The sequence below is a fragment of the Paenibacillus pectinilyticus genome (genome assembly GCF_001700435.1).
Classification (GTDB): Bacteria; Bacillota; Bacilli; order Paenibacillales; family NBRC-103111; genus Paenibacillus_E; species Paenibacillus_E pectinilyticus.
Window position 1 is genome coordinate 433719 of record NZ_LYPC01000022.1, and the last position, 25630, is coordinate 459348.

General features: G+C 43.3%; 23 protein-coding genes. 2 read left to right on the plus strand and 21 right to left on the minus strand.

Annotated elements, in window-relative coordinates; all coding sequences use genetic code 11:
- Positions 1 to 135 precede the first annotated feature (135 nt).
- Positions 136 to 1218 (plus strand): tyrosine recombinase XerS, encoded by a 1083-nt coding sequence (gene xerS / locus A8709_RS18280; RefSeq protein ID WP_065853788.1) that lies wholly within the window; start codon positions 136 to 138, stop codon positions 1216 to 1218.
- A 3-nt stretch (positions 1219 to 1221) separates the two neighbouring features.
- Here xerS and mgrA read toward each other — a convergent pair whose 3' ends face one another.
- The 9 genes from mgrA to A8709_RS34660 all read right to left on the minus strand — a co-directional run bounded on the left by mgrA (position 1222) and on the right by A8709_RS34660 (position 10031).
- Positions 1222 to 2211 carry an L-glyceraldehyde 3-phosphate reductase gene (gene mgrA / locus A8709_RS18285; protein ID WP_065853789.1) on the minus strand — a complete coding sequence of 330 codons (990 nt, stop codon included), beginning with the start codon at positions 2209 to 2211 and terminating at the stop codon, positions 1222 to 1224.
- Positions 2212 to 2396: 185 nt separating this feature from the next.
- Positions 2397 to 3413, minus strand: a complete 1017-nt coding sequence (locus A8709_RS18290; RefSeq protein ID WP_167357121.1) for a phosphotransferase — start codon at positions 3411 to 3413, stop codon at positions 2397 to 2399.
- 33 nt (positions 3414 to 3446) lie between these two features.
- Positions 3447 to 3953 carry an ADP-heptose synthase gene (locus A8709_RS18295; RefSeq protein WP_065854076.1) on the minus strand — a complete coding sequence of 169 codons (507 nt, stop codon included), beginning with the start codon at positions 3951 to 3953 and terminating at the stop codon, positions 3447 to 3449.
- A 165-nt stretch (positions 3954 to 4118) separates the two neighbouring features.
- Entirely contained in the window at positions 4119 to 4712 is a 594-nt protein-coding gene (locus A8709_RS18300; protein WP_244163242.1) for a ribonuclease H-like YkuK family protein, read from the minus strand.
- Positions 4713 to 4913: 201 nt separating this feature from the next.
- Positions 4914 to 5873 carry a C40 family peptidase gene (locus A8709_RS18305; RefSeq protein WP_065853792.1) on the minus strand — a complete coding sequence of 320 codons (960 nt, stop codon included), beginning with the start codon at positions 5871 to 5873 and terminating at the stop codon, positions 4914 to 4916.
- Between the two features lie 158 nt (positions 5874 to 6031).
- Complete coding sequence (locus tag A8709_RS18310; protein WP_065853793.1) at positions 6032 to 6328, minus strand: hypothetical protein; 297 nt, start codon at positions 6326 to 6328, stop codon at positions 6032 to 6034.
- Positions 6329 to 6401: 73 nt separating this feature from the next.
- Positions 6402 to 8705: a thiamine pyrophosphate-dependent enzyme gene (locus tag A8709_RS18315; protein WP_065853794.1), complete on the minus strand. Its 2304-nt coding sequence runs from the start codon at positions 8703 to 8705 to the stop codon at positions 6402 to 6404.
- A 34-nt stretch (positions 8706 to 8739) separates the two neighbouring features.
- On the minus strand, positions 8740 to 9750 hold the full coding sequence (locus A8709_RS18320) for a 2-oxoacid:acceptor oxidoreductase family protein (RefSeq protein WP_065853795.1): 1011 nt from the start codon (positions 9748 to 9750) through the stop codon (positions 8740 to 8742).
- A 113-nt stretch (positions 9751 to 9863) separates the two neighbouring features.
- Positions 9864 to 10031 carry a hypothetical protein gene (locus A8709_RS34660; RefSeq protein WP_167357122.1) on the minus strand — a complete coding sequence of 56 codons (168 nt, stop codon included), beginning with the start codon at positions 10029 to 10031 and terminating at the stop codon, positions 9864 to 9866.
- 222 nt (positions 10032 to 10253) lie between these two features.
- Here A8709_RS34660 and A8709_RS18325 point away from each other — a divergent pair, with 222 nt between their 5' ends.
- Positions 10254 to 11501, plus strand: a complete 1248-nt coding sequence (locus tag A8709_RS18325; RefSeq protein ID WP_065853796.1) for a sensor histidine kinase — start codon at positions 10254 to 10256, stop codon at positions 11499 to 11501.
- 62 nt (positions 11502 to 11563) lie between these two features.
- On the opposite strand, the gene A8709_RS18330 is transcribed toward A8709_RS18325, so the two are convergent.
- The 12 genes from A8709_RS18330 to rny form a co-directional block, all read right to left on the minus strand.
- Positions 11564 to 12052 (minus strand): low molecular weight protein-tyrosine-phosphatase, encoded by a 489-nt coding sequence (locus A8709_RS18330; protein WP_065853797.1) that lies wholly within the window; start codon positions 12050 to 12052, stop codon positions 11564 to 11566.
- Positions 12049 to 12783 (minus strand): phosphonate ABC transporter ATP-binding protein, encoded by a 735-nt coding sequence (locus A8709_RS18335; RefSeq protein WP_065853798.1) that lies wholly within the window; start codon positions 12781 to 12783, stop codon positions 12049 to 12051. The genes A8709_RS18330 and A8709_RS18335 overlap by 4 nt, the downstream gene beginning before the upstream one ends.
- 152 nt (positions 12784 to 12935) lie before the next feature.
- Positions 12936 to 13400 carry a YlbF/YmcA family competence regulator gene (locus tag A8709_RS18340; protein ID WP_065853799.1) on the minus strand — a complete coding sequence of 155 codons (465 nt, stop codon included), beginning with the start codon at positions 13398 to 13400 and terminating at the stop codon, positions 12936 to 12938.
- A gap of 33 nt (positions 13401 to 13433) precedes the next feature.
- The gene (gene miaB, locus A8709_RS18345) at positions 13434 to 15020 is read right to left on the minus strand and encodes a tRNA (N6-isopentenyl adenosine(37)-C2)-methylthiotransferase MiaB (RefSeq protein WP_065853800.1); all 1587 of its coding nucleotides are present in this window, start codon (positions 15018 to 15020) and stop codon (positions 13434 to 13436) included.
- Positions 15021 to 15168: 148 nt separating this feature from the next.
- The gene (locus tag A8709_RS18350) at positions 15169 to 17607 is read right to left on the minus strand and encodes a bifunctional diguanylate cyclase/phosphodiesterase (protein WP_065853801.1); all 2439 of its coding nucleotides are present in this window, start codon (positions 17605 to 17607) and stop codon (positions 15169 to 15171) included.
- A gap of 269 nt (positions 17608 to 17876) precedes the next feature.
- Positions 17877 to 18446: a phosphate propanoyltransferase gene (pduL, locus tag A8709_RS18355; RefSeq protein WP_065853802.1), complete on the minus strand. Its 570-nt coding sequence runs from the start codon at positions 18444 to 18446 to the stop codon at positions 17877 to 17879.
- Between the two features lie 121 nt (positions 18447 to 18567).
- Positions 18568 to 19434: a 2-oxoacid:ferredoxin oxidoreductase subunit beta gene (locus tag A8709_RS18360; RefSeq protein WP_065853803.1), complete on the minus strand. Its 867-nt coding sequence runs from the start codon at positions 19432 to 19434 to the stop codon at positions 18568 to 18570.
- On the minus strand, positions 19422 to 21170 hold the full coding sequence (locus A8709_RS18365; protein WP_065853804.1) for a 2-oxoacid:acceptor oxidoreductase subunit alpha: 1749 nt from the start codon (positions 21168 to 21170) through the stop codon (positions 19422 to 19424). Before A8709_RS18365 ends, A8709_RS18360 begins: the two co-directional genes overlap by 13 nt.
- Positions 21171 to 21379: 209 nt before the next feature.
- Positions 21380 to 22342: a dipeptidase gene (locus A8709_RS18370; protein WP_341833429.1), complete on the minus strand. Its 963-nt coding sequence runs from the start codon at positions 22340 to 22342 to the stop codon at positions 21380 to 21382.
- 123 nt (positions 22343 to 22465) lie between these two features.
- The gene (locus A8709_RS18375) at positions 22466 to 22726 is read right to left on the minus strand and encodes a stage V sporulation protein S (RefSeq protein WP_028558349.1); all 261 of its coding nucleotides are present in this window, start codon (positions 22724 to 22726) and stop codon (positions 22466 to 22468) included.
- 145 nt (positions 22727 to 22871) lie between these two features.
- Positions 22872 to 23666: a TIGR00282 family metallophosphoesterase gene (locus A8709_RS18380; RefSeq protein ID WP_065853805.1), complete on the minus strand. Its 795-nt coding sequence runs from the start codon at positions 23664 to 23666 to the stop codon at positions 22872 to 22874.
- Between the two features lie 118 nt (positions 23667 to 23784).
- Entirely contained in the window at positions 23785 to 25323 is a 1539-nt protein-coding gene (gene rny, locus A8709_RS18385) for a ribonuclease Y (protein ID WP_028558347.1), read from the minus strand.
- Between the last annotated feature and the right edge of the window lie 307 nt (positions 25324 to 25630).

Here is a 25630-nt window from a genome sequence, read left to right on the forward strand (position 1 = left end):
TGCCGCACTCATTTACTGAGATGATTCTTGTTGTAGCTAAGACGCATCAGCACGCTGAATAGTTTGATTTCCATACCTACCAATTTCGCGAATCCACTGGTATACTAACAGCAAGACGCTAATGAGGTGACTTCTATGAATATTATTAAAATCAAAGATCGCCATGAATTAGATCGACGTGTGCCTTCGATGCCATGGTATATTGAGAAATTTATTAATTATAAGCTTCCAGACCTCTCGCCTTCATCCCTTTTGGAATATGTCCGTGATTATGAGATTTTCTTATCTTGGCTTCTTGCAGAAGGCTTGAGTACAGCAACCACCATGAATCAAGTGCCCCTTGAGGATTTGGAGAAGCTGCATATGGACAGCGTTAATAATTTTCGCATGTTCCTCGCCACACGTAAAGCACAAGCTAATGGCAAAACGACGATAAACCGCAAGCTGTCCGCGCTGCGCTCATTATTTCACTATTTGAGTCAAATTGCTGAGGATGATAACTTTTACCCGCTCCTGAAACGCAACGTCATGGCGAAGGTAGAAATTAAGCGTTCCCACAAGGCCAAGGACAGCGCCGCGAAGCTGGAAGGCAAGCTGCTGCAAGAGGAAGAAATCGTGGAGTTTATTGCTTATGTGCAAAGCGGCTATGAACACGATGTAGCGACCAACAAGCAAGCGCTCTACGCCTATGAACTCAATAAAGTGAGAGATGCTTGTATCGTTACGCTCATTCTCAACTCGGGGCTTCGTGTTTCGGAGGTGTTTAACCTGAATGTCGACGATATTGATCTGAAAATGAAGTTAGTCCACGTATATCGCAAGGGTAAAAATGACGATACGTTCAAAACGCCGGTGTACTTCCGACTTGAAGCCATACAAGCCCTGACGGACTACTTGGCCATTCGCTCTTCACGGTATAAGCCGCTCAAAAAAGAAAAAGCCCTCTTCATTGCCATGGCGAATGGCAAAAAAGAAGGCGAACGAATGACGAAAAGAGCGATTCAAGAATTGGTGATCAAATACGCCAAACGCTTTGGCAAGCCCTACTTGTCCGTACATAAGCTGCGACATTCTTTCGCCACTGATTATTACTTACAAAATGACTTGTATAAAACCCAAGAACAGCTCGGCCATGCCTCCCCGGAGACCACGCAGATTTATGCGCATCTCACAGATCGCACGATGTCCGAAGCGATTGATAAACGATTGGAATCCTGAAGTTTACTTCAGGATTTTTTCAATTGCCGCGAGTTCTTCTGGTGCGAATTCTAAGTTCTTAAGTGCAGCCACATTTTCCTCGATTTGAGATACGCGGCTTGCTCCTATCAAAGCAGAGGTCACTCGCCCGCCACGAAGTACCCAAGCCAGGGCCATTTGCGCTAAGCTTTGACCGCGCGAGCTCGCCAATTCGTTCAATTGAATGATTTGATTCAACTTCTCCTCAGTAATGTCTTGCTCCTTCAAGAATTGGCTCTTACCACCAGCTCTCGAATCCGCGGGAATGCCGTTGACATATTTATTCGTTAACAAACCTTGCGCAAGGGGGCAGAACGCAATACTTCCCGCACCGAAGTCATCTAAAACGTCCTGCAAACCGTCCTCAATCCAACGGTTCATCATACTATAAGCGGGTTGGTGAATAAGCAGTGGCGTACCTAGTCTTTTTAGAATCGCAGCTGCTTCTTTCGTTTGCTCTGCCGAGTAATTGGAAAGTCCCACATAGAGTGCTTTCCCCTGACGAACAATAAGATCCAACGTCGCCATGGTTTCTTCGAACGGTGTATTGGGATCTGGTCTATGGGAGTAGAAAATATCAACGTACTCTAAACCCATTCTTTTCAAGCTTTGATCCAAGCTGGAAACCATATTCTTCTTGGAGCCCCACTCGCCATAAGGACCTTCCCACATATGATAGCCAGATTTCGACGAGATGATGAGCTCATCACGATAAGCACCGAGATCACTTTTCAGTACGCGGCCCATTAATTCTTCTGCGGAGCCTGGAGGCGGACCGTAGTTATTCGCTAAGTCAAAGTGGGTAATCCCCAAATCAAAAGAACGAAGCAGCATGGCTCTCCCATTCTCATGCAGGTCTAACCCTCCGAAATTGTGCCACATCCCTAAGGAAATGGCCGGTAACTGAAGTCCAGATTTCCCTGAACGATTATATTTCATTTCTGCATAACGTGTTGCACTCGCTTGATAGACCATGTTTGTCCTCCTTTGTGGTTCTAAGAAAATTATGTGAGCTGTTACTTGTAAACCACTTTTGCATTCACTAAAGTTTTCACAAGAAGCTTGATTCCTATGTACAGTATAAGTGAAGCGTCCCTATAAAAATAGAACTGAAAAAAACGTGTCTTACTAACCTCCAGGTTAGTAAGCACGTTCAATGATTACATTTGATCGAATTGAAGCAACGTATCATGTTCTTGCAGCCACTTGGTTTTCTCATAGGTATTGGTAATAATATCGACTAGCACACCTTGCGGATCTACGCCATCTAAGTATCGCCCCAGAAAGTGAATAAAAACATCTAGTCTCCGCAACTCGATCAGTAGAGGCAGTATCCCCTTCTCTTCTTGTGTTAAAGCGATAAATTGACGGTAGCCCTCGTAAAAGGTTCTACAATTGGTTTTGAGCCGATCTTCCGATAAGCTAGGATCGATCAGATCTGACAAGCATACCGCAAGTTCCATCACTCGTGCATCGATCGTGACAAATTCGAAATCAAGAATCGCGGCCAATTGCCCCTCTTCGTTCACCAACATGTTAGAACCATTAATATCGCCATGCACGAGTTGATGCGGTAATTGCCGGATCGTTGGAATCGCGGCGTATAACGCCATATACCGTCCAAATATATAAGCAAGTTCCTCCTGCTGCGGCAGAAATGACTCAGGCGCCTGAAGACAGAATGTGCGAATCGCCTCTGGCTTGCAACTAGGATGAATATGTTCAATTTCATAATAAGGAGCATATTCTGGCTTAAGCTCCATGTTAATCGTGGCTAAGGCTGCGGAAAGTTGACCTACAGCCTTCCCCATCTCATGCAACTGAGATAAACCTAATTCGATTGGATTCTCTCCATCAGTAAAAGTAAATAATGCCGCGATCTTACCTTCTCCATCTCCTAGTGTTACCATCGTACCGCCATTCGGAAGTTCGAGCGGCATCGGAATATCGTATGGAAGCTCCGCTTTAATGGCGGCTAAGCGCAGCAACACGCTATGTTCGAACTTGATTTTGTTCGTATCTCGATGCGTTTCATACAAGCGTAGAACATACGTTCTATCACCAACTTCCACGAATCGCGTTGTGTTGTTCATACCCCCGGCACCTACACGCAGTGTCCAGGTTTGTGCTGGAAACCAATTGGCGGGAAGTGACGCTAATTGGTCTTCTTGATCCATAACTCGCATAATGACGAGACTCATCTCCTCTTCCTAAACTTGGTTATCGCCTTCAACCGCGAACTCAAAATCTTCCACATCGAAAGCCTCCACTGGGATTGCCGACTCCACTAGCCGCTCAATAAAATCGAATTGATCCGTTAGTAAAATCGCCTTTTCTCTTATTGCAGTTAAAATTAATTCGGTTTCGATGGGATCAAATTGATCACCGTACGCTTCGTTATCTATCGCATATACGACCATTAGGGTCACATGTTCATTTATGGGTAATGGCGGGCTTTTGCCCCACGGTATCGATAAAGCTTTTTCTATTTTTTTCTTATTAAACGATTCCTCGAAGAAAACAATAAGCTCTCCAATCATCTGTTTCACAAAGCCATCATCCTCATGCTCTAACATAATCGGTTCAGGGCTCGTATGCAACTCGTATAGCTCTTGAATCGTCGTGTACGGAATCAGATACGTCACTGGCTTTGATGGCAGCATGAGTTGACCATGTACAGCCAACATGACAGCTTCGATGATAAATGTCTTGCTCATGGAATTCCCCCCTATGCTACATGCATCATTCAGCAATACTTCGCTAAGAAACATTGGAAACCCTCTTTTTCAGGAAGGAAAGCTCTTACACCACTTCATTCAAAACAAAACCGTCAGCTCCCGAGATCGCTTTGACCATTCGAGCTAACGGTTTCTTTATCCGCATTATACACTGCCATCCATCACCTCATGATCCTCGTATGGGGGACGATAGGGTTTCTTGGAATATCGATTTGCATAGGCCGATGCGACATAGCAGTCTGGTTTAATGACGGGGACCATCCCGACCGATTCCACGCGTCTTACCATTTCTTGGACGAATTTGGCCGTCCGATTTCTATTCTCGTCATCCCCAGCATCAATATGAATAAACATATCGAATGTGGCACCTTGATAAAGATGAGGAAGAACAATATTTTCCATATCGAGTCGCTTGTTTTCGTCAAAATACATCGCAATCTCTTCACTCAAGCTAGTTTCCATCGAAAGCTTTTCTTTGATCGAGTAAAGTGCTCTTGGTACGATCACTTGACGATAACACGCCCACGCTCCTTTCCCTAGCCGCTGGATCACTACGCCGGTAATGAATTTCGTATGACCTGGGTGCACCTGACAATCCGTACCAATAATAAATTTATAGGTCGCTACGGGGTCAAGACGCATAAAGTGCAGAATACGCTCGTGCACGGTATCCAGGTTAAGTCCTCTTTCCGTTGTGTTCCTAAATTCCAGTGGATGGTTCGTCGTCGAAGGTTTCAAAGATAAGGCTCTCCCTTTCTCCATAGAATCCAGAATAAACGTCTCAGCCTTGCTGGTCGTCGAGCTCGTTTATCAAGGTTGCTGAGAAGCAAAAGTTTCCTGCTTATTCTTCGGTAGCAACGAGCAAGAGGCGGATGCTCAAGGCAAGCATCCGCCTCTCTCTATAGTATATGGCAAACCTTGCCTGTTCGAACCATCAACTTATCTTATAACACTTCCACCGTACAAAAATCGGTTTTCCCACTGTTTGCCATCAATGGTATCCACCCGAACGCCGCCAGATTCAACGGAATACGTGTGCAGGATTTGACCATTACCTAAATAAATAGCAACGTGTGTAATTGGTTCTGTTAGAATATTCACACCCGCATAATCGGATGCTTTAGCCCCTTTGTAACTGCTGAAGAAGAGAAGATCTCCACGTTTCAATTTCGTCCAATCTTTCACAATCGGGCCCAGTGCTCTCACATAGTTGCCTTGTCCCGCTGAGTCGCCAGGTAAAGACAAGCGAAGCGCATCCCAGAACATCGTTTGAACAAAATCAGAGCAATCGAATGTTGTTGGATCATTACGAGTTGAACCAAATTCATAAGGGGTTCCCATATACACTTGTCCAGCCGCGATGACTGCTTCGATCTCATCATCAATCGGCATATTCGGTTTAATGATCGAGAAATCTGCTGTTACATATTTGCTGCTAGAACTGACATAGCCTACTACACCATTCGCATCCTGAATTTTGTACCAGCTATCATTCACTTTGTCCGTGATTAGCACTTCTTCACCTTTACTCAACATGCGGATGACTTTGGAACCTGAACCAGTATCAGAAGAAGGCAATGTACGGAAATTCACACCATAAATGATTTGTGCATTACTTAATAAAGTTATGTATTTCGAGCTCGTTGACACGTATCCGCTAACACCTTGCGCATCTTTGACTTGGTACCAACTTGCTGTCGTGTAGTCTGTCACGGTTACCACTTCATTTGCTTTTAGAAGGCGAATTACTTTACTGCTCGTGTTTGGTTGATCTCGAAAGCTTACACCTGCAACAATCTGTGCTTTGGTTGTAACACTTTCGTCAGCTTGCGTTTCTTTGGGGAGTACTAACGTCAACATCACCATCAGTACAGCAATAACGCTCGTCCACTTTTTCATCGTCTTTCCCTCCATAAGTTGCTTGTGATCTAGCTGTACGATGTTAATTTTTTCATTCGTACCCTTATTATAGATTGAGGGGGTCATCGTCGAATATAGGTGAAAGGTAGCGATTATGAGCTGATCGTAAGTGGCGATTAGCCTATTGACGAGGCGGTTTAATTTTCCAATTTACGAACCTCAGGTTTTCGAGTTGCAAATGACCAAAATAGTTGCAACTGCGCGGAGTTTCTCAATTTTACATTACATATTTTCATCTCATTTTCTTCCAGTTCAATGAGTTGCCATCGACTCAGCTCAGGCGCCGACTGCGTTTCCAAATATGATAAGGCCTGCGCTTCTGCTTCTTCCAGCTCCATCCAGAATTTCACACCGTAATACGCAAGCCCATAATTGTTAACTAGTGTACTGGTGTAGATTTGCCCGGTTTCTTTATGCTGTAAAACATAAGGCATCTTTCATGACCTCCTGTTAAAAAAGGCACACTCACCATGAGGGGAATGTGCCTTCGTATATGATGAGTGCTACTTAGAGATACGCATTCTCATGCTTGGCTTTCAACATATTCCAGCGACGCTCAACTTCTGTCTCAAAAGATTTCAGCGAACCTTCATATTCGGGCTTCGTGAGATGCTTTGTTTTGCCCATCGTTTTCAGCCAATCTGATAATGGAATCTTCTTGCTCTTCTCCTCCGGATTATACGTGATGGAAGTCACCCCATGTTCCACTTCATAGAGTGGGAAGAAACATGAGTCAACTGCTGCGCCGACAATGTTGGAGCCCTCCTGATCGTCAGATAGCCAGTTCAATGGGCATGCAATGAGGATTTTGCCGTAAACTAAACCTTCATGCTGCGCATACCATTGCGCTTTGGCTGCTTTCTTAACCAGATCCTGTGGATACGCCTCTGAGCCTGTGAACACATAAGGAATATGCGTTGCTGCCATGATTTGCGCCGTATCCTTATGGTGGAACACTTTCCCGCCTTGATGCTTCCCTACATTGGACGTTGATGTCCGATGTCCCATCGGCGTTGAGTAGGACAACTGCGCACCTGTGTTCATGTACCCTTCATTATCGTACTCGAGAATGATCATTTTATGATTCCGCAGTGCAGCCCCAATAGCTGGCCCCATCCCAATATCCATGCCGCCATCACCCGTAATCATGACGAACGTGAAGTCGTCCTGCAACCCTAAATGATCGAGTTCTCCACGACGCTTCCGCTCCCAGAACATCTCTACGACGCCTGACAGTGTCGCTGCGCCATTCTGGAACAAGTTATGGATATACGTGGCTTTGTGCGCCGAATACGGGTAACCCGTCGTCACAACCATCGCACAGCCCGTATGGAAAATGGAGACGATATCACCTTCAATCCCTTTGAAGAACAGTTCCAGTCCTGAGAAAATACCACAGCCCGGGCAAGCGCCATGACCTGGTGCAATTCGCTTCGGTTTCTTCGTTAAAGAGCGCAACGGTGGAATGCGCACATTCAATTTGCCTGTATTCTCATCTGGCGAGACTGTGATAAGCCCAGTCTTCAGATCTTCATACTTCATCGGTGTCAATACCCGCTTCGGTGCTTTCGAAGGATCTCCAGGCGTATGCCCGTAGTAGTCGAAAGGCACGTCCACTTTGCCGCTTTCCATCGCATCAATGGCGAATTGGAACAGATTATGCCCATCTTCGGCATAAAAGTCTTTGCCACCTAAGCCATAGATTCGGCTTATGACAAGCGTATCTCTGTTCCCATGTGTGAACAGCGCCGCTTTAATTTCATTGACCATGTTGCCGCCATGTCCGCCATAGGAATCCGCGCGATCGCCTACGGTGATCGCTTTCACGTTCTGCAGCGCCTCTGCGATTTGCTTAGCTGGAAAAGGACGGATCAGATTCGGTGCAATCGATCCTGCTTTAATGCCCTTCTCGCGGAGCTGGTCGACGACATCCTTGATGATTTCGGAGGCCGAATTCATCAGGAATACCGCAACTTCCGCGTCCTCCATCCGATAAAGCTCGAGTATCGGATAGTCTCGCCCTGTCAAATCGGCGTATTCCTGCCGAATGCGATCATACACGCCCTCTGCGTTGTACATGGCTACTGACTGCTGGTAGCAGTTATTAATGTAATCTGGCTCATTCATATACGGCCCAACCGTGATCGGATTATTCCGATCTAAGGTATCTGGGAAGCCCTGTGGCTTCTCACCTACGAATGCCTGCACATCAGCCCGATGTGCGAAGGTTTGAACTCTGCGCTTTTGGTGTGAGGTGAAATAACCATCGGAAGCGACCATGACAGGTAAACGCACCTCAGGATCCTCTGCTAATTTGAGCGCCATAATATTCATATCATATACGGCTTGTGGGTCTCGACACATCACGATCGGCCAACCTGTATTCAAGGCATAATATAAATCTGAATGATCTCCATGAATGTTAAGCGGCCCCGATACGGAACGACAAACCAAATTCAAAACCATCGGAAATCGTGTTCCGGATTGTACGGGCATTTGTTCCAACATGTACAAATAACCGTTAGCACTTGTCGCGTTAAATACGCGGCCGCCAGCGGTTGATGCCCCATAGCATATCCCTGCTGAGCCATGTTCCCCGTCTGCAGGTATGAGAACGATGTCATGCTGTCCATTGGACTTCATGAGATCCAGAAACTGAGCTACCTCCGTGGATGGTGAGATCGGAAAGTACCCCATAATATGATAATTAATTTGATGCGCCGCATAGGCCGCCATTTCATTCCCTGATTCATATACGATGCGCTGCTCGACTTTGGCTTGCCCTAATTCTTTCTTGATATCAATGGACATGCGAGTAGTTCCACCCTTCTCCCATAAATACTCTCTAAGAGTTTATAGCTAGATTGAATCGATGCGGCATGCGATTAGCATCTGCATAACCATCTACTTCCCGCTCATTTGAGAGCGCATCGGTTGGACAAGCCTGTACGCATTTAAGGCAACCTTTACAATACTGATAGTCTATGCCTTGCAAGAACATTTGGGGACGCCCTTTTTTGTCGGGGAGCTCATCCCACACAAAACAAAAATCAGGACACACGTTATCGCAAGAAGCGCAGTGAATACATTTATCTTCATGAAAATGTGGCATCATCCCTGCACGGGAAATGCTCAAATCTTTAAGTATACTGTTTCCGGGATTCGTAACGACACCCCCGATAGGTTGCGTAGCAAAGCCCAGAACTGGTGTATCATACCGTACAAAGTCTGGCATGGATTCCCCTTCTGGCAGCGCGTACGTTTGGAACACGACTTCGTTATAACCGCGGTCGAAAGTACGTAGTGCGGGTGCAACCGCTAACGGATATTTCTTTTCTAACGATTTGCGAATAACACCCCGCATGACATCTGGATCCAGAAAATCACACAATCGGAACATCGCGCCAAGCATAGCCATATTTACACGATTTTTCTCTTCGAGTGAAATCCCGATCGCATCGATAACAGCAATCGTTCCTCCGCGAAGCTTCATCTTTTCTTTCAGCTCATCCGGTGTTTTCGTTGAATTTACTAACACGGTACTATCTTCATAGATGCCACTGATAACGTTTACAGTTTTGGAAAGCGATTCATGAAAAACACCAACAACATGCGGTCGTTCAACGGGTGATGTATCCCGAATCTTCGTATCCATGTCACAAAATCGAATGTGTGCTTTTACTGCTGATCCTTTCTTCTCTGACCCATAGGACGAGAAACTGACACCGTTCAAACCAACGCCAACGACTCCTGCTTCCGCCAGCATCTTCCCTGCTAGGTTCGCGCCAAGACCGCCGATGGATTCCAGTCTTATCTCGAAAAAACCGAGATCGTTCAATTTAGGTAAAGTTACCATGCTTGGTCTCCTTTCAAAAATGAACTGCATAAAGAATGAATAGTGTGAATAGTAAATCTACTATTATTGTAACAAGAAATGGCTGGTAATCAACCTTTTTTTCTCGCAGCCATTTAAAGTAAATAATCTATGATAAGTCCACATTTCCCTAAGTAGAAACAGCATGACACCCTGTCATCCTCAGCTTCCTTCTGCCCTTCCTCACATTCCTCACATACGTCTACATAATCGTCTTCAATCGGATTAAATACAACACCGCACACCTGTGAGCACGTCCGCATTCACATCTCTCCTCGGCTTCAAATCCCCATTATTGTAAACGTTTGCAAATCATGTTTTCTTTATTATACAGCGCATTGTGCATCGGTGACTATAAGTCTTTATCAAATCTTTAGCAAATCTTTAGCATCCAAATAGCCCCTATTTATTTGATTCAAACGGCATCTGTGAGATAATGTAGAAACAATTAATTAATTGTCGAAATATGGAAAGGATGTTTACGATTGCTCCATTTAATTGTATCCAATGAGCTTCACGGCCTCTTTTACATCATGAGCGCGACATTGCTACACCTGGTTCTTTCTCCCCATTTCATCCATAAGGAACAACATTTAAATGTGTTATTTTCCTTCATTTTAAGCACTTTCATTCTCTGTTATTGGAATTTTTCAGATATCGATCCCTTGATTTATGTGCTGCAATTAGTTCCTGTTTGTCTGCTCTTCGTGACACTTTGTGTGGGCATTATTCCATCGATCTTAACTTGGCTGATGTTTAACTTTGGTTGTATATTCGTTCTACATTATTATTGGGAGCCGGCGTTACTTAGTAGTACATTCATACTGATCTTAGGCTTTCTAGTTAGAAATCATATGAGCGTTGCCTCATTGGCCATCAAGCTAACTTATGCTACTGCCATACTTATCGTGTATGAATTATTATATGCGCCTTTAGCACCCTATGTCTTCGCACCTATTTCACTCTATACGGGGTACGTCGTTTTCTTTGCCTTCATCTCCTTATGGATATTAGTTGCCTTACAATTCCTCATCGACAAGTATGCTATTAAGAAACAACACATTACACATTTAGAGAAAAATCGTATGCTGGCCGAACTGTCTGCAACAATTTCACATGAAATCCGCAACCCGCTGACTTCAACAAGAGGCTTCTTACAATTATTACTTAATTCGGAATTGTCGATTTCAGATCGGAGACGTTACGTAGAATTAGCTATATCCGGGGTCGATCAATCAACCACCATCTTAACTGACTTCTTAAATTACGCGAAACCATCGATCAACTTGCAAGAACAGCTTGATATCAAACAGGAATTAGAACAAACCGTTCGTTTTATCAGCCCATATGCTTCTGATTCGCAAGTCGTCATTGATATATCCCACGAATGTGACGCACCGCTTTATATCCTTGGTGAATCACAGAAATTGCGTCAATGTTTGCTGAATCTCATTAAGAATGCCATTGAATCTATGCCCAACGGCGGCATGTTATCCTTACGTACATGGAAGCATCCAAGTGCAGTCCAAATCTCGATTACGGACACCGGTGTAGGAATGACGAGCTCGCAATTGAAATCATTAGGCAAGCCCTTTTTTACCACCAAAACAGATGGAACTGGGCTCGGACTTGTCGTCGTCATGAGTCTGATTAAGAGAATGAACGGCAAGATCTCCTTCTCAAGCAGTCTTAATCGCGGCACACAATGTTCCATCATTTTTCAGCTAAAATAAAAGAAAAAAGCAAGCTGCATCAGAGAATCTCTGTACAGCTTGCTTTTTTTATACCTATTCAACTAAGGAGCTAAGTTTTCTTTCTTCACGATAAATGCGAGCAAACGGCTGCAGCTCTCTTCCACCATTTCGTACACTTCTTGGAAATTCCCCGTATAGTACGGATCTGGTACGTCAGAGAGCTTCCGATCACTTGAGAAATCCAAGAGCTTATGAATAGAAGCTCTCTTCTCTTCATCTTTACTGTCCGGTGCAAATGAGCCCAGATTGGTCACGTTACTATCATCCATCGCGATGATGTACGTGAATTGAGTGAAATCATCCGAACGAACCTGCCTGGCTTTCATGCCTTCATAACTGATCTGATGACGGTCTAGAATATCACGTGTGCCTTGATGAGGAGGATGACCGATATGCCAATCCCCAGTGCCCGCAGAGTCAATCTGAATGACATCTGCCAAACCTGCTAGCTTCACTTGATGACGAAACACAGCCTCTGCCATTGGCGAACGACAAATATTCCCTAAACAAACGAACAACACCTGAATCATATTTGGCCAAAAACAAGCATTTTTTCATTTAACGTGAGCGGTCGCGCTGGAATATCCAACACAATTCGGCCTTCCGACACACCCCAGATACGTGTGGCAAAACGCTCCGCTAATTCAACCTTATGTATCGTTGCGATGACACTCATGTTGCGGTCTTTACACAAATTCTTCAAATCTTGCAGAATGAATTCCGTGGATTTAGGATCAAGTCCAGATACGGGCTCATCAGCCACAAGTACTTTGGGGCCAAGAATCAACGCTTTTGCAATCGCAACACGCTGCTGTTCACCACCACTGAGCTGACCAACCTTCTTATCTCCCTTATCCAACAGTCCGACTTTCTCTAAGAAGTCCATGCTGTCCACATGCTCATTACGAGATGTCATCACTGTTAGAATACGAAGTGGAGCTTGATACACACGGCCCATCAAAACATTTTTGACAGCGCTTTTATTTCGATTCAAAAAAGGCTTTTCCTCTAGGTATGCGAAATCTTTTCCTAGTTTAAAACGGTCCCATGGACCTGGCTTGGAAATATCATTCGAATTATAGATCAACTGACCGCTTGTCCATTTCTCTTGATGACTGATACAGCGAAGCAGTGTTGTTTTCCCGCTTCCGCTGCTACCGATAACAGCGATAAACTCACCTGCATCAACTTGAAAGCTAATTTGTGATAGGACTTGGTTGTCAGGTGGGTATACTTTACTTAAATTACGAACTGTCAGCATGACAACTCTCCTTCACGTAAGTCTAGTGGTCATTCACTATAAATGAAAATGCAGTCCTCTTTACATAGTTATATGTTGGCAAAAATCGCCACTCAATCCAAGCATTTATTCTGCTCGTTGAGGGCGATTTGTTGCTCGATTCATTACTGATCTTAGTCACAAGAAGTCGGTGCTTCTGCCGCGCCAGCCTCTACATTGATTTTATCCGAAATCGTATCGCGAACGACTGACATCACAAGTTGAAGTAAGTAGTTGATATCTTCTTGTGTTTGTTTAAATTCGTTCACGATCGGGATGCCGTCTAACTCGTCCTGCAGGACTTCGATTTCATTCTCGATCTTTTCAACCATTTTCTTATTTTGGAAAGTTTCAAATGCCACAATTTCTTTTTGTTTTTTCTTAATGGCACTAATTAAACCTTGGATATCAGGGTTCGAAGCAATTTGCTTCTCAGCCTTTTGATAGAACTGAACTTCATTCGACGTTGTCAGCAAATTAGCAAGTTCTTTCGCTTTAGCCAAAATATCTTCGCGAACGATCATTTCTGTATTTGTAAATTCCTCTACTTTAAACGCATGAGGTTGATTATCATCATGGTTGTGATCACATTGGGACATTCGTAACACGCTCCTATTTCTACTACTGTAATTTTATACCGACACTTCAAGTGGCTTCTGAACGATCTCGCCTTTCAAGATCCATGTTTGTGCATGGGTAACTTTTACATCAACCATTTGACCGATCAAAGAAGGATCACCGGTGAAATGAATGAGCTTATTCGTCCGCGTGCGGCCTGCAAGCACATCCACATCTTTCTTACTCTCTCCTTCGACTAGCACTTCCACAGTCTGATGTAACAAACGCTCATTACTATCTTTACTCAACTTGTTCACCAGTTCATTCAGACGGTATAACCGTTGCTTCTTCACTTCCATGGGAACATTATCTTCCATCTCCGCTGCAGGCGTACCTACTCTCGGTGAATAGATAAATGTAAACGCGAAATCAAATCCAACTTCTTCATACAGCGTCATCGTATCCTCGAATTGCTCATCCGTTTCTCCTGGGAAACCAACAATAATGTCCGTTGTTAAGACGACGTCAGGCATTGTTGCTTTAATTCTACCCGCTAGCTGCAAGTAGTGGTCTCTTGAATACTTCCGGCTCATTCGTTTCAGAACCTCTGTATTCCCTGCTTGCACAGGCAAGTGAATATGCTCCACCAGGTTACCGCGTTTGCCCAGAACCTCGATTAAGCGATCATCGAAATCGCGTGGATGCGAAGTAGTGAAACGAATTCGTGGAACATCAATTTTGCGAATGTCATCCATCAAATTAGCGAAAGTGTACGTTATATCTTCAAAGTCTTTGCCGTAAGCATTGACATTCTGTCCAAGTAGCGTAATTTCCTGAAACCCTTGACGTGCCAAATCCCTAACCTCTGCCAATACGTCCTGCGGTCTACGGCTTCTCTCTTTACCACGCGTATAAGGAACGATACAGTAGGTGCAGAATTTATCACAGCCATACATAATGTTAACCCAAGCACGGATACCTTCCCGCTTCTTAGGGAGATTTTCAACGATATCGCCTTCCTTGGACCATACTTCGACAACCATTTCTTTGTTGAAATAGGCATCCTTCAATAGGCTAGGCAACCGATGGATATTGTGCGTCCCAAAAATCATATCGACAAACGCATGCTTTTGCATAATACGGTTTACAACGGATTCTTCTTGTGACATACATCCACAGACGCCAAGAATAAGTCCAGGTTTCTGAGCCTTCAAGGTTTTCAAATGCCCAAGTTCACCGAACACTTTATCTTCGGCATTCTCACGAATTGCACACGTATTCAGCAGGATGACATCAGCTACTTGTTTATCTTCCGTTGCTTGATAGCCCATTTGCTCGAATAGGCCCTTCATGACCTCTGTATCGTGCTCATTCATTTGGCAGCCGTAAGTCGTAATTAAATAATATTTATCTTGACCAAATTGTTGCATATCTTCGGGAATGGCAAAATCATAATGAACCTGAATGTCTTCTTTGCCCCGCTGTTTCTCATCCTTATAATTCGGCGCAGCGTTAATTTGAATATTTCGCCCTTTAATGCGATATGTCGTTTTGCCCTCTTCTTGGCTTAACACCTTCGCATCCGAGAAGTCAAAGTATTTGGAGTAATCCTTAACCTTGTCGGATTTTATGTCCGATGTATTTTGGTTCTCCTTTGACATGATGAATTCACTTCCCTTTATCTATAAATATAGCACTTATTGTCGTAACCCAATATCAAATTATAGCACAAAAGATACCTGTATATCCATATTCGCTTCTGTATCACGACTGTAAGCCAAAAACCTTCTCCTGCGAGAAGGCTTATTCTTATATAATCTTATCCCCGTAGGTATACTGCTTCTTAATCATGCCGGTCATTTCCTTAGCGGGGATAGGACGGCTAAATAAATATCCCTGTGCTTCATTACACTGACGTTGCAAAAGGAATTGCAGTTGTTCCTCTGTTTCTACACCTTCTGCAATCACTTTTAATTCTAGATTATGTGCCATCGTAATGATAGTATGGATAAGAGCGGCATCCTTCGTATTCTCAAACATGTTCCGTGTAAATGATTGGTCAATCTTTAAGCTATCAATCGGGAAATGCTTCAAATAATTTAAAGAAGAATAACCTGTTCCAAAGTCATCGATCGATAAAAAGATACCCATGTCTTTCAACTTTTGCATCGTCGTAATAGCATATTTGGAATCTTGGATAATACTTTCCGTCAGCTCTAGCTCAAGGTATTGCGGTTCCAAGCCAGACAGATCCAATGCATTACTCACGGTGTCGATCAAATTACTTTGCTTAAATTGTCGTGATGACATATTGACAGCCATTCGCAATGGTGGATATCCTTGTGTCTGCCACTCTTTGTTTTGACGGCAAGCCTCGTTCAGGACCCATTCCCCGATAGGAATTATAAGACCTGTTTCTTCAGCTAATGGAATAAAATCTGCTGGAGACATATGCCCCCATTCCGGGTGTTCCCAACGAATAAGTGCTTCAGTTCCAATAACGTGACCTGTGTTTACATCAATTTGAGGCTGGTAATACACTCTAAATTCTTTTCGTTCCAATGCTTTACGCAGACCGATTTCCATCTGCATTTTTCGAGTTACCGCTTCATTCATATCTGGCGTGTAAAATTGAAAGTTATTTTTACCTAACTCTTTAACTCGGTACATGGCTGTATCCGCATTTTTAATTAGAGTATCACTATCAACGCCATCTGATGGATAGAGACTTATTCCAATGGAAGGGGTCACGAATAACTCATGTTCTTCGATCGTAAACGACTTCGTAAATTGTTCTAATATTATCCGAGCTTTTTGAATCATTTCATCTGTCGACGTATTGACCCATAGAACAATAAATTCATCGCCACCCTGCCTTGACACGGTATTTCCTTTACCCGCACTTGCCTCAAATCGCTTAGAAGCTTCCAATAAGAGACGATCGCCCATGGCATGACCCAGTGTATCATTGATATACTTGAACCGGTCTAAATCAATAAACATAATCCCGATCATTTGTTTATTCTCATGCGCTTGATCTAATGCGTGTTTAAGTCGATCATTCAATAAATGCCGATTGGGCAGGCCAGTCAAGGGGTCCCGATACACCATCTGATTAATTTTATCCTCAGCTTTTTTGCGCTCCGAAATATCCCTAATGATCGTGCTGAAAAACGTATTCCCCTCTTCCTTCCATACGGCAATTGAAAGTTCAATAGGCAGCTCTGTTTGATCTTTTCTTAAACCGCTTAGCTCAATCGTATTACTTAGCTCATTCATTTCGCCTGTTCTTAGCAATTGCTCCATGCTATGCTGATAAGCTATAACGTAGCGTTCTGGAAAAAGAAACTGTATGTGTTCACCAATGACTTCTTGCTCTTCATAGTCGAAAATGAGATTAGCTCCCTTATTCCAAGAAATAATGGCACCTTTGTTATCGGCTAAAATAATGGCATCATGGGCTGATTCTACGACAGAACGAAATCTTCTTTCTGACATATTGGTTTGATTTTCAAATCGTCTATCAATAAACGTACTGGCGAATGCTAATCCCAAAACAAACAAAACTCCAAAACCTATCAAATAAGCTAATAACGATGAATCCAAAGTATTTTGCGATATCATACGGGTATGATCATGCTCAAATGAGGCCGCCGACATCCCTGTATAATGCATACCTGCTATCGCAACACCCATAATCAATGAGCTTACTACTTTCCGCAACATGATACGAGGAGAACTGGCGTTCATTTTTACCGCAAATAACAAAAGGAGCGCTACTAATGAAACGACATAAGCGATAATTGCAGAAAGCGCCCACAGAAACGGATTGTATGTAATTGTGGCTCCCATGACCATCGCTTCCATTCCGATGTAATGCATGGAAACAATGCCCGTTGCGATAAAAATAGCCCCGACGAACACATGTGATTTTCGCATGACAGGCCGACTTATGATGGATAAGGCAATCCATGATGCAAGCAGCGCTGGGATTATCGAATAAATAACCATAGATAACTGGTATGTAACCGAGATTGTTAAATGAAAAGCCAGCATAGCGACGAAATGCATCGACCAAATGCCCATCCCCATTGCAAAAGAGCCGCCAGATAACCACGCTAGCCTCGCGGATCCTTTGGCTTTGTGAATGCGAATCCCTAAATCCAAAGCAGCAAATGATGCGATGATCGCAATTACGATTGAAAAAATGACAAGCGAAAGGTGATACGTGCTTGAGATTGTTTCCACAATGATGTCCCCTAACTACAAGAAATAATGTTTTACTTGAAGGAGCAACTGGTTTCAACCAAACATTATGCTTGATTAGCTGACTCTTAAAAACAATCTTATCATGATTTAGAGGGTGGCTCTATATGTTTTTGTCGAATATATGCGAATAATGAAAGTTTGACAATCTTATGTATGTTAAATACAACAAATTATGCTTAAGAAGGCCCTTACACGTAGGTAAAGGATGCACTTCTTTGACATTTCGATATTTATTAATGGCATTAACCTTATAAAAGGAGTTCAGCCTGCTCTCCCGTTTTTACGCCAGCAGCATTGCCTTCATCCGTATCGATATGCATATCTAATGCAAACTGATCAGACACACGTGCTATAACATCCTCCAAAATAAGTGGTCGTTCTCCTCGCAAATGAACACGAAGCAATTGTTTGTCTTGAATGCCCCACTGCTCGGCGTCTGTGGTATGGAAATGAATATGCCTTGCTGCAACGATGACGCCTTGCTCCAAAGGAACTTCTCCTTTAGGACCAATAACACGCAAACCTGGTGTACCCTCGATATGTCCGGATTCCCGTACTGGCGGGTGTATTCCTAATGAAAAAGCATCCGTCCGAGAAACCTCGATTTGTGTCTGCGGGCGTACAGGCCCAAGAATCCTTACCTTCTCAAACTGTCCTTTGGGTCCAACGATCGCCACCGTTTCTTGTGCCGCGAATTGACCCGGTTGGGAAAGTTCTTTAAATACCGATAGCTCATAACCTTCACCGAAGAGGATATTTAAATCTGTTGGCGATAGATGTATGTGTCTTGCTGAAACACCGATAGGTATCATAGGCATAGTGGAAAGTCATCCTTTCTTTAATAAAATCTTGCAGATCAAGCAGCGTCTACGTTGTCAGTATCTCCGCTCATCAAAAAAGGCATACGGAATTTCTCCATATGCCTTCATAAGAAATCGTTTATTTGAACTCAGTAAGCAATTTGCTGAAGTCAGCTTCAGAAAGCTTAAGATCTTGTTTAGTAAGACCCTCTTTAGCAAAGGTAGGTAGTGAGTCTTCATAACTCTTCTTCTCTTTGTTTTGATAGATGATGCCTGTCAACATGGAGTTAGTTTCCATGATTTTGGTCATCGCCATCACACGGTTTGTGTAATCATAGTCTGGAATCTCATCCAAGTCTACGATATTCTCTTTAAACCAGTCATATGTGTTCACTTTATTGAAAGTTACACATGGGCTGAATACGTTGATCAAGGAGAAACCTTTGTGATTCAAACCAGCTTCGATAACAGCAGTTAACTGTTTCAAGTTACTGGAGAAGGATTGTGCTACGAATGAAGCACCAGCAGCCATTGCGATTTCTAAAGGAGAAATGGCAGACTCAACTGTACCGGATGGTACGCTTTTCGTTTTGAAGCCTTCCGCACTACGTGGGGATGCTTGACCTTTAGTCAAACCGTAGATTTGGTTGTCCATTACAATGTAAGTAACGTCGATGTTACGACGAATAGCATGAACAGTGTGACCCATACCAATTGCAAATCCGTCTCCGTCTCCACCAGAAGCGATAACTGTCAAATCGCGGTTAGCCATTTTCACGCCTTGTGCGATTGGAAGGGATCTACCGTGGATACCGTGGAAACCGTATGCATTGATATATCCTGAGATACGTCCGGAACATCCGATACCTGATACGATTGCTAAGTTTTCTGGCTCTAATCCAACGTTAGCTGAAGCACGTTGAATAGCTGCTTGTACGGAGAAATCTCCGCATCCAGGACACCAGTTAGGCTTTACATTGTTACGAAAGTCTTTTAATGTTGCCATGCTAAAGTCAACTCCTTACATTTTTGTTCGATTTCTGCTGGTAAGAAAGGATTACCGTTGTATTTAAGAACATTTTTGATTTTATCTGCGTGACCAACATGCAGTTTAATTTGATCTGCCAATTGACCTGTTGCGTTGTTTTCGACAACAATAACTGTTTTCGCTTTTTCAACGAGTGGTCTCAATTGCTCAGCTGGGAAAGGATGAATCAAACGTACAGTCGCATGGTTAGTTTTGATACCTTCCAATTCAACACGTTGTCTTGCTTCATCAATCGTACCACCTGTGGAACCCATACCGATAATGAGAAGGTCTGGATTTTCATGAGGAGCATCAAATTTAATCGCATCTGTAACTTGGATGTGTTTCAACTTCTCAAGACGTTTATCCATCATACGTTGACGGTTTTCAGTGCTCTCGGAAGGACGACCCGTTTGGTCATGTTCTACACCTGTTACATGGTGAATACCGTTCTTAACGCCTGGGATCACACGCGGTGAAACACCGTTCTCTGTGAACTCATAACGTTTGAACAATTGGTTAGCTTCTTGCTCAGGAGCTTCAGTCACCAGCGTACCGCGGTCAATCACGATGCGGTTGTAATCCAGCATTTCTGCGGATTGTTTACCAAGTGAAAGCTGAAGATCTGTCATAAGAATAACTGGCACTTGATATTTCTCAGCAAGGTTGAAAGCTTCAATTGTATCGTAGAAGCACTCTTCAATTGTACTTGGGGAAAGAACGATTTTCGGGATCTCACCGTGAGTTCCGTAAACCATTGCATTCAAGTCGGATTGTTCTTGCTTCGTTGGAAGACCTGTACTTGGACCACCACGTTGTGTATCAACGATAACAACAGGCGTTTCTGTCATACCAGCTAGACCGATTGCTTCCATCATCAAGGAAAGACCAGGACCTGCAGATGCTGTCAATGCACGTGCTCCAGCGTAGTTAGCGCCGATTGCCATTGTACAAGCTGCGATCTCATCTTCCGTTTGAATAACGGTTCCACCCATTTTAGGAAGTACTTTTTGCAAGTATTCCATAACTTCGGATGCTGGTGTAATTGGGTAAGCAGGCATGAAACGGCAACCTGCAGCAACAGCTCCAAGAGCGATCGCATCATTACCGATCATGAACAATTTTTGTTGGCCATCCGCAGGCTCAAGTTGGAAGTCCGCAATAGGTCCGCCAGCTAGTTCAAGTACGGATTCCGCACCTTTACGAACGGCTTCAATATTCTTCTCAACAACAGCTGCACCTTTACGGCCGAATTCTTCTTCAACTGCTTTATTAAACACGTCAATTGGCAAGCCAAGTAGAGCCCATGAAGCGCCTGACGCGGCCATGTTCTTAAATAGGGACGTTCCTAATTCCTCTGCAATCGCAGTAATCGGTACAGGGAACAATCTAGCTTTAATACCCTCAGGTAAAACTGGGTTGAATTTAGCATCCGCAACGATTACACCATTGTCGCGAAGCTCGTGTGCGTTGAAATCGATACTTTCTTGGTCAAACGCTACAAGAATATCGAGGTCGTCTGAAATTGCGCGAATCGGTTTGGTGCTGATGCGAATCTTGTTATTTGTATGTCCCCCCTTAATCCGTGAAGAGAAATGACGGTACCCATACAAATAGTAACCGAGACGGTTCAATGCAGTAGAGAAAATGCGGTCTGTACTTTCGACCCCTTCACCCTGCTGACCTCCGATTTTCCAAGATAACTGACTAATCACCGTACGTCCACTCCTTTTGATTGTAGCTGCATGAAGAAAATTTGATAAGCTAATTGTGTAGTAATGTAAGTTGATGCAATAAAAATTTTCTTTCACTTGTCAACCAAATTCTATGCCTTTACAGAGTAAAATGCAAGAGGTTTAACCGTTTCTAAAAGATAGAGTTTTTAGATTGTATCCATATCAATTTTAGATTGATTTCCACTTATTCATTGCGGAAGGTTCGCCAGCATGAAATTACGCCAATTCCCATACAGAAAAGCCTCTACTTGTGACTCTCTGTAGTTTTTACATAAAGCTTCTATAATATTTCCGTATTGTCCAACATGTCTTAAATCTTTCACCCAATGTTCGATCCCATCAAAGTCTGATCCAAAACCAACATGAGTCTCCCCGCCTAATGCACAGATATGATCAATATGCTTCAGGATCGATGAAATGTGTACTTCTCCCTTAGCGCTCTCCAGAAAGTAAGGAACAAAAGTTATACCCATCAATCCCTGACATGAAATGATAGCTTTAATCTGTTCATCTGATAAATTTCTTGGATGAGGACATAAGTGCTGAGCGTTTGAATGGGAAGCTATAAATGGTTTCTTGTATAGATCAACAAGCTCCCAGAAAGCAGCAGCAGACAGATGGGATACATCGACTATTATACCCATACTTTCAATTTCTTTTAACATCGCTAGCCCTTTTTTTGTAAATCCACCATTTCTCCGCTCCATGACCCCGTCAGCTGCCCAATTTGCATAGTTCCATGTAAGTCCTATACTGCGAACTCCTAGATGATAAAGCATGCGTAAATAAGTGAAGTTCCCTACTACAGCATCTAATCCTTCCAAAGTCAAAACAGCGCCGATGTCATTACTTTGTTCTACTGCTCTCCAATCTGAAGCTGTTTGAATAAATCTCATCCCAGGATGACTGGCCACTTTCCGATGAAAGACATCTACCATTTGCAGTACATGCTCAAAATTAGGATTGGAGATCGACTCAGAAAGATACATCGCGAAATATTGAACTTTGACACCGGCTTTCTGAAGCCTCGGAAAACTGACATCCAATTCATCTTCTTCTGTATGAAAGTCCAGCTTCGCATTCATATAAAGTTTCGTAAGCGCATCGCAATGACCATCGACTATTCGCATCATTTCATGGCCTCCCCACATACGTACTAGGTGTCTAAACAACACAAAAACCTCTATACAGAGGTTTCATAGGTACTGTGATAACATGAAGTTGTAGCCTTCAGTTAAGGTAAGAAGTCAAACCCATATGTAGCTAATCGAACTCTACCGCGGTTCAACGATTAATTTGATAGCTGTCCGGTCCTCCCCATCAATGACGATATCCGTGAAGGCTGGTACGCAAATTAAGTCGACTCCACTAGGCGCCACAAATCCTCTTGCGATAGCTACTGCTTTGATGGCTTGGTTTAATGCGCCTGCGCCTATCGCTTGGAGCTCAGCTGCTCCTCGTTCACGCAATACGCCTGCCAATGCACCTGCTACGGAGTTTGGATTGGATTTTGCTGAAACTTTTAATACATCCATGAATAGTACCTCCTCGGAAATGATGGATAGCTTCCAATACCCATCATATTCACAAGGCTGATCAAACATGCTATTTCATTCGATTATTAACGAGAACACAAAAGATCGTTCCATTGCAGCATAAACGCTATCTTATATGAAACAATTAATCCATGAAAACTTGATCCTCATCATATCGAATCAGATTAATGCTTTTGGCTAAGCCGGTCTGATCATTTAATTCAATCACAACCGCATGGAAATGCCACTTACCTTCATCCGTTATGAATCTTACAGGGAGTTGAGTCTTGAACTTCTGTAGTACTGCGTTTCGTTCAACACCTAGAATGCCATCACGCGGCCCTACCATGCCCACATCGGTCACATAAGCAGTTCCTTGTGGTAATACGCGGTTGTCATTCGTTTGCACGTGTGTGTGCGTTCCTACAACGGCTGATACCTTTCCATCCAAATGCCAACCCATCGCGATTTTCTCTGAAGTTGCTTCCGCATGGAAATCAACGAAAACGAATTTGTGTTTCTTCTTGTCACCTTCCAAGATTTCATCAACCTTGCGGAATGGACAATCAATTGGCGGTAAAAATGTACGTCCTTGCAAATTTATGATGAGAAGTTCTTGATCTTTGACTTTAATAACCGTGTGACCTCTTCCAGGCGTTCCAGGCGGAAAGTTAGCAGGACGAACCATTTTATCATCACGATCAATGAAATCGAAAATTTCTTTTTGATCCCATGTGTGATTTCCCATCGTGATTGCTTGAATGCCCATCTCATAAATCTCTTTCGCAATCGCTGCAGTAATCCCTTTACCAGCTGCTGCGTTCTCTCCATTGGCAATAAATACGGCATGTGGATGTAATTGCTTGAGTCTAGGCATGATATTTTTTAATGCTTTTCTTCCAACGGATCCTACAATATCACCGATAAATACAATTTTCATAACGTCGTGAAAGCTCCTTTATAGACCGAAGTTGTTCTAATTCCTAGCAGACGGAGTCTACAGTCGGCCTTGAAAATAAGGAAAAGTGGCTATAATAGCCACTTTTCGCATTTGGTTCTTATTTGGCGTATTCAACAGCTCTTGTTTCACGAATGACCGTAACCTTAATATGTCCTGGATAATCGAGTTCACCCTCGATTTTCTTCGTAATATCTCGGGCTAAACGGAACGCCTCAGTGTCATCCACTTTCTCTGGTTGAACCATGACGCGGACTTCGCGGCCAGCTTGAATGGCGTATGATTTCTCAACACCTTCAAATGACTCTGAGATCTCTTCCAACTTCTCAAGGCGCTTGATATACGTCTCCAATGTTTCTCTACGAGCACCTGGTCTTGCTGCAGACAATGCATCAGCAGCTCCGACAAGCATCGCAATGACAGATGTTGCTTCCACATCACCGTGGTGAGAAGCAATACTATTGATAACGATTGGATGTTCTTTGTATTTCTTACCAATCTCGACACCGATTTCTACGTGTGACCCTTCAACTTCATGGTCTAGCGCTTTACCAATGTCATGAAGCAGCCCGGCACGTTTCGCCAAAGTTACGTCTACCCCGAGCTCCCCGGCCATTAATCCAGCCAGATACGCTACTTCCATGGAATGCTTCAGCACGTTCTGTCCGTAACTTGTTCTGAACTTCAGGCGTCCCAAAATCTTAATCAAATCAGGATGCAATCCGTGTACGCCAACTTCAAACGTTGCTTGCTCCCCATATTCGCGGATACGTTCGTCCACTTCTTTGCGGGACTTCTCAACCATCTCTTCGATACGTGCAGGGTGGATACGTCCATCCGCCACAAGCTTCTCAAGTGAAGTACGAGCAATTTCACGACGGATTGGGTCAAAGCCTGATAAGATTACAGCTTCTGGCGTATCATCAATAATAAGGTCAATACCCGTAAGAGTTTCCAATGCACGAATATTTCTTCCTTCACGACCGATAATACGGCCTTTCATTTCTTCATTTGGCAACGAGACAACTGAAACTGTAGTCTCAGCTACGTGATCCGCCGCACAACGCTGAATAGCTAGTGTGATGATCTCACGTGCTTTCTTGTCGCCCTCTTCTTTGGCTTGCTGTTCGATCTCTTTGATAAGCTGTGCTGTTTCGTGGCGAACTTCTTGCTCTACATTAGTAAGAATAATACTCTTAGCTTCTTCCATTGTAAGACCAGAAATGCGTTCCAATTCGGACACTTGGCTTTTATAAAGCTGATCAATTTGTGTTTGTGTATCCTCGATTCGCTTCTCTTTGTTGGCTACTAGCTCTTCTTTACGCTCGAGAGATTCTAATTTTTTATCCAGCGATTCCTCTTTTTGCAACAATCGTCTTTCTTGTCGTTGAATTTCATTCCGACGCTCACGAATGTCTTTTTCAGCTTCGGACCTCAGTTTATGCACTTCGTCCTTTGCTTCCAGAACCGTTTCTTTTTTCAGTGCTTCTGCTTCCTTTTTGGCAGATTCTCTTATCTGCTCAGCGGCTGTTTCAGCACTGGAAATTTTCGCTTCTGCAAGAGATTTACGGATAAAATAACCAATCCCTAAGCATGCAGCTCCAACAACGAGAATGATCGCGATCCAGATGGCAGTCATCTTGTTCACCTCCTCGTTGGTTTCTCCAAGGTGTTAGCCTGGGATACCTTCGGTTTTTTAATCCGATTTAATTGTTTGACTAGTCATACATACTCTTTATTAGGAAGAGTATGGCTTTTAAATGAATGCGCACTGTGCGTTAGGGCACTATAGTGCTAATAATCCATAATCAAACAGTGTAAAAATTGGCGGTTTTTACAGCTGCCCTCTCAAAATCAATGAAATTAGTATGATTTTGAATACATTATGAAAATATACACTGTTATTTTATCTTTTGTCGAAGAAGCTTGTCAAGCGAATGTCCAAG

Coding starts and splice junctions, on each gene's coding strand:
- xerS (WP_065853788.1), top strand. CDS start 136: ATGAATATTATTAAAATCAAAGATCGCCATGAATTAGATCGACGTGTG.
- mgrA (WP_065853789.1), bottom strand. CDS start 2,211: ATGGTCTATCAAGCGAGTGCAACACGTTATGCAGAAATGAAATATAAT.
- A8709_RS18290 (WP_167357121.1), bottom strand. CDS start 3,413: ATGGATCAAGAAGACCAATTAGCGTCACTTCCCGCCAATTGGTTTCCA.
- A8709_RS18295 (WP_065854076.1), bottom strand. CDS start 3,953: ATGAGCAAGACATTTATCATCGAAGCTGTCATGTTGGCTGTACATGGT.
- A8709_RS18305 (WP_065853792.1), bottom strand. CDS start 5,873: ATGAAAAAGTGGACGAGCGTTATTGCTGTACTGATGGTGATGTTGACG.
- A8709_RS18310 (WP_065853793.1), bottom strand. CDS start 6,328: ATGCCTTATGTTTTACAGCATAAAGAAACCGGGCAAATCTACACCAGT.
- A8709_RS18315 (WP_065853794.1), bottom strand. CDS start 8,705: ATGTCCATTGATATCAAGAAAGAATTAGGGCAAGCCAAAGTCGAGCAG.
- A8709_RS18320 (WP_065853795.1), bottom strand. CDS start 9,750: ATGGTAACTTTACCTAAATTGAACGATCTCGGTTTTTTCGAGATAAGA.
- A8709_RS34660 (WP_167357122.1), bottom strand. CDS start 10,031: ATGCGGACGTGCTCACAGGTGTGCGGTGTTGTATTTAATCCGATTGAA.
- A8709_RS18330 (WP_065853797.1), bottom strand. CDS start 12,052: ATGATTCAGGTGTTGTTCGTTTGTTTAGGGAATATTTGTCGTTCGCCA.
- A8709_RS18335 (WP_065853798.1), bottom strand. CDS start 12,783: ATGCTGACAGTTCGTAATTTAAGTAAAGTATACCCACCTGACAACCAA.
- A8709_RS18340 (WP_065853799.1), bottom strand. CDS start 13,400: ATGTCCCAATGTGATCACAACCATGATGATAATCAACCTCATGCGTTT.
- miaB (WP_065853800.1), bottom strand. CDS start 15,020: ATGTCAAAGGAGAACCAAAATACATCGGACATAAAATCCGACAAGGTT.
- pduL (WP_065853802.1), bottom strand. CDS start 18,446: ATGCCTATGATACCTATCGGTGTTTCAGCAAGACACATACATCTATCG.
- A8709_RS18360 (WP_065853803.1), bottom strand. CDS start 19,434: ATGGCAACATTAAAAGACTTTCGTAACAATGTAAAGCCTAACTGGTGT.
- A8709_RS18370 (WP_341833429.1), bottom strand. CDS start 22,342: ATGTGGGGAGGCCATGAAATGATGCGAATAGTCGATGGTCATTGCGAT.
- A8709_RS18375 (WP_028558349.1), bottom strand. CDS start 22,726: ATGGATGTATTAAAAGTTTCAGCAAAATCCAATCCAAACTCCGTAGCA.
- A8709_RS18380 (WP_065853805.1), bottom strand. CDS start 23,666: ATGAAAATTGTATTTATCGGTGATATTGTAGGATCCGTTGGAAGAAAA.
- rny (WP_028558347.1), bottom strand. CDS start 25,323: ATGACTGCCATCTGGATCGCGATCATTCTCGTTGTTGGAGCTGCATGC.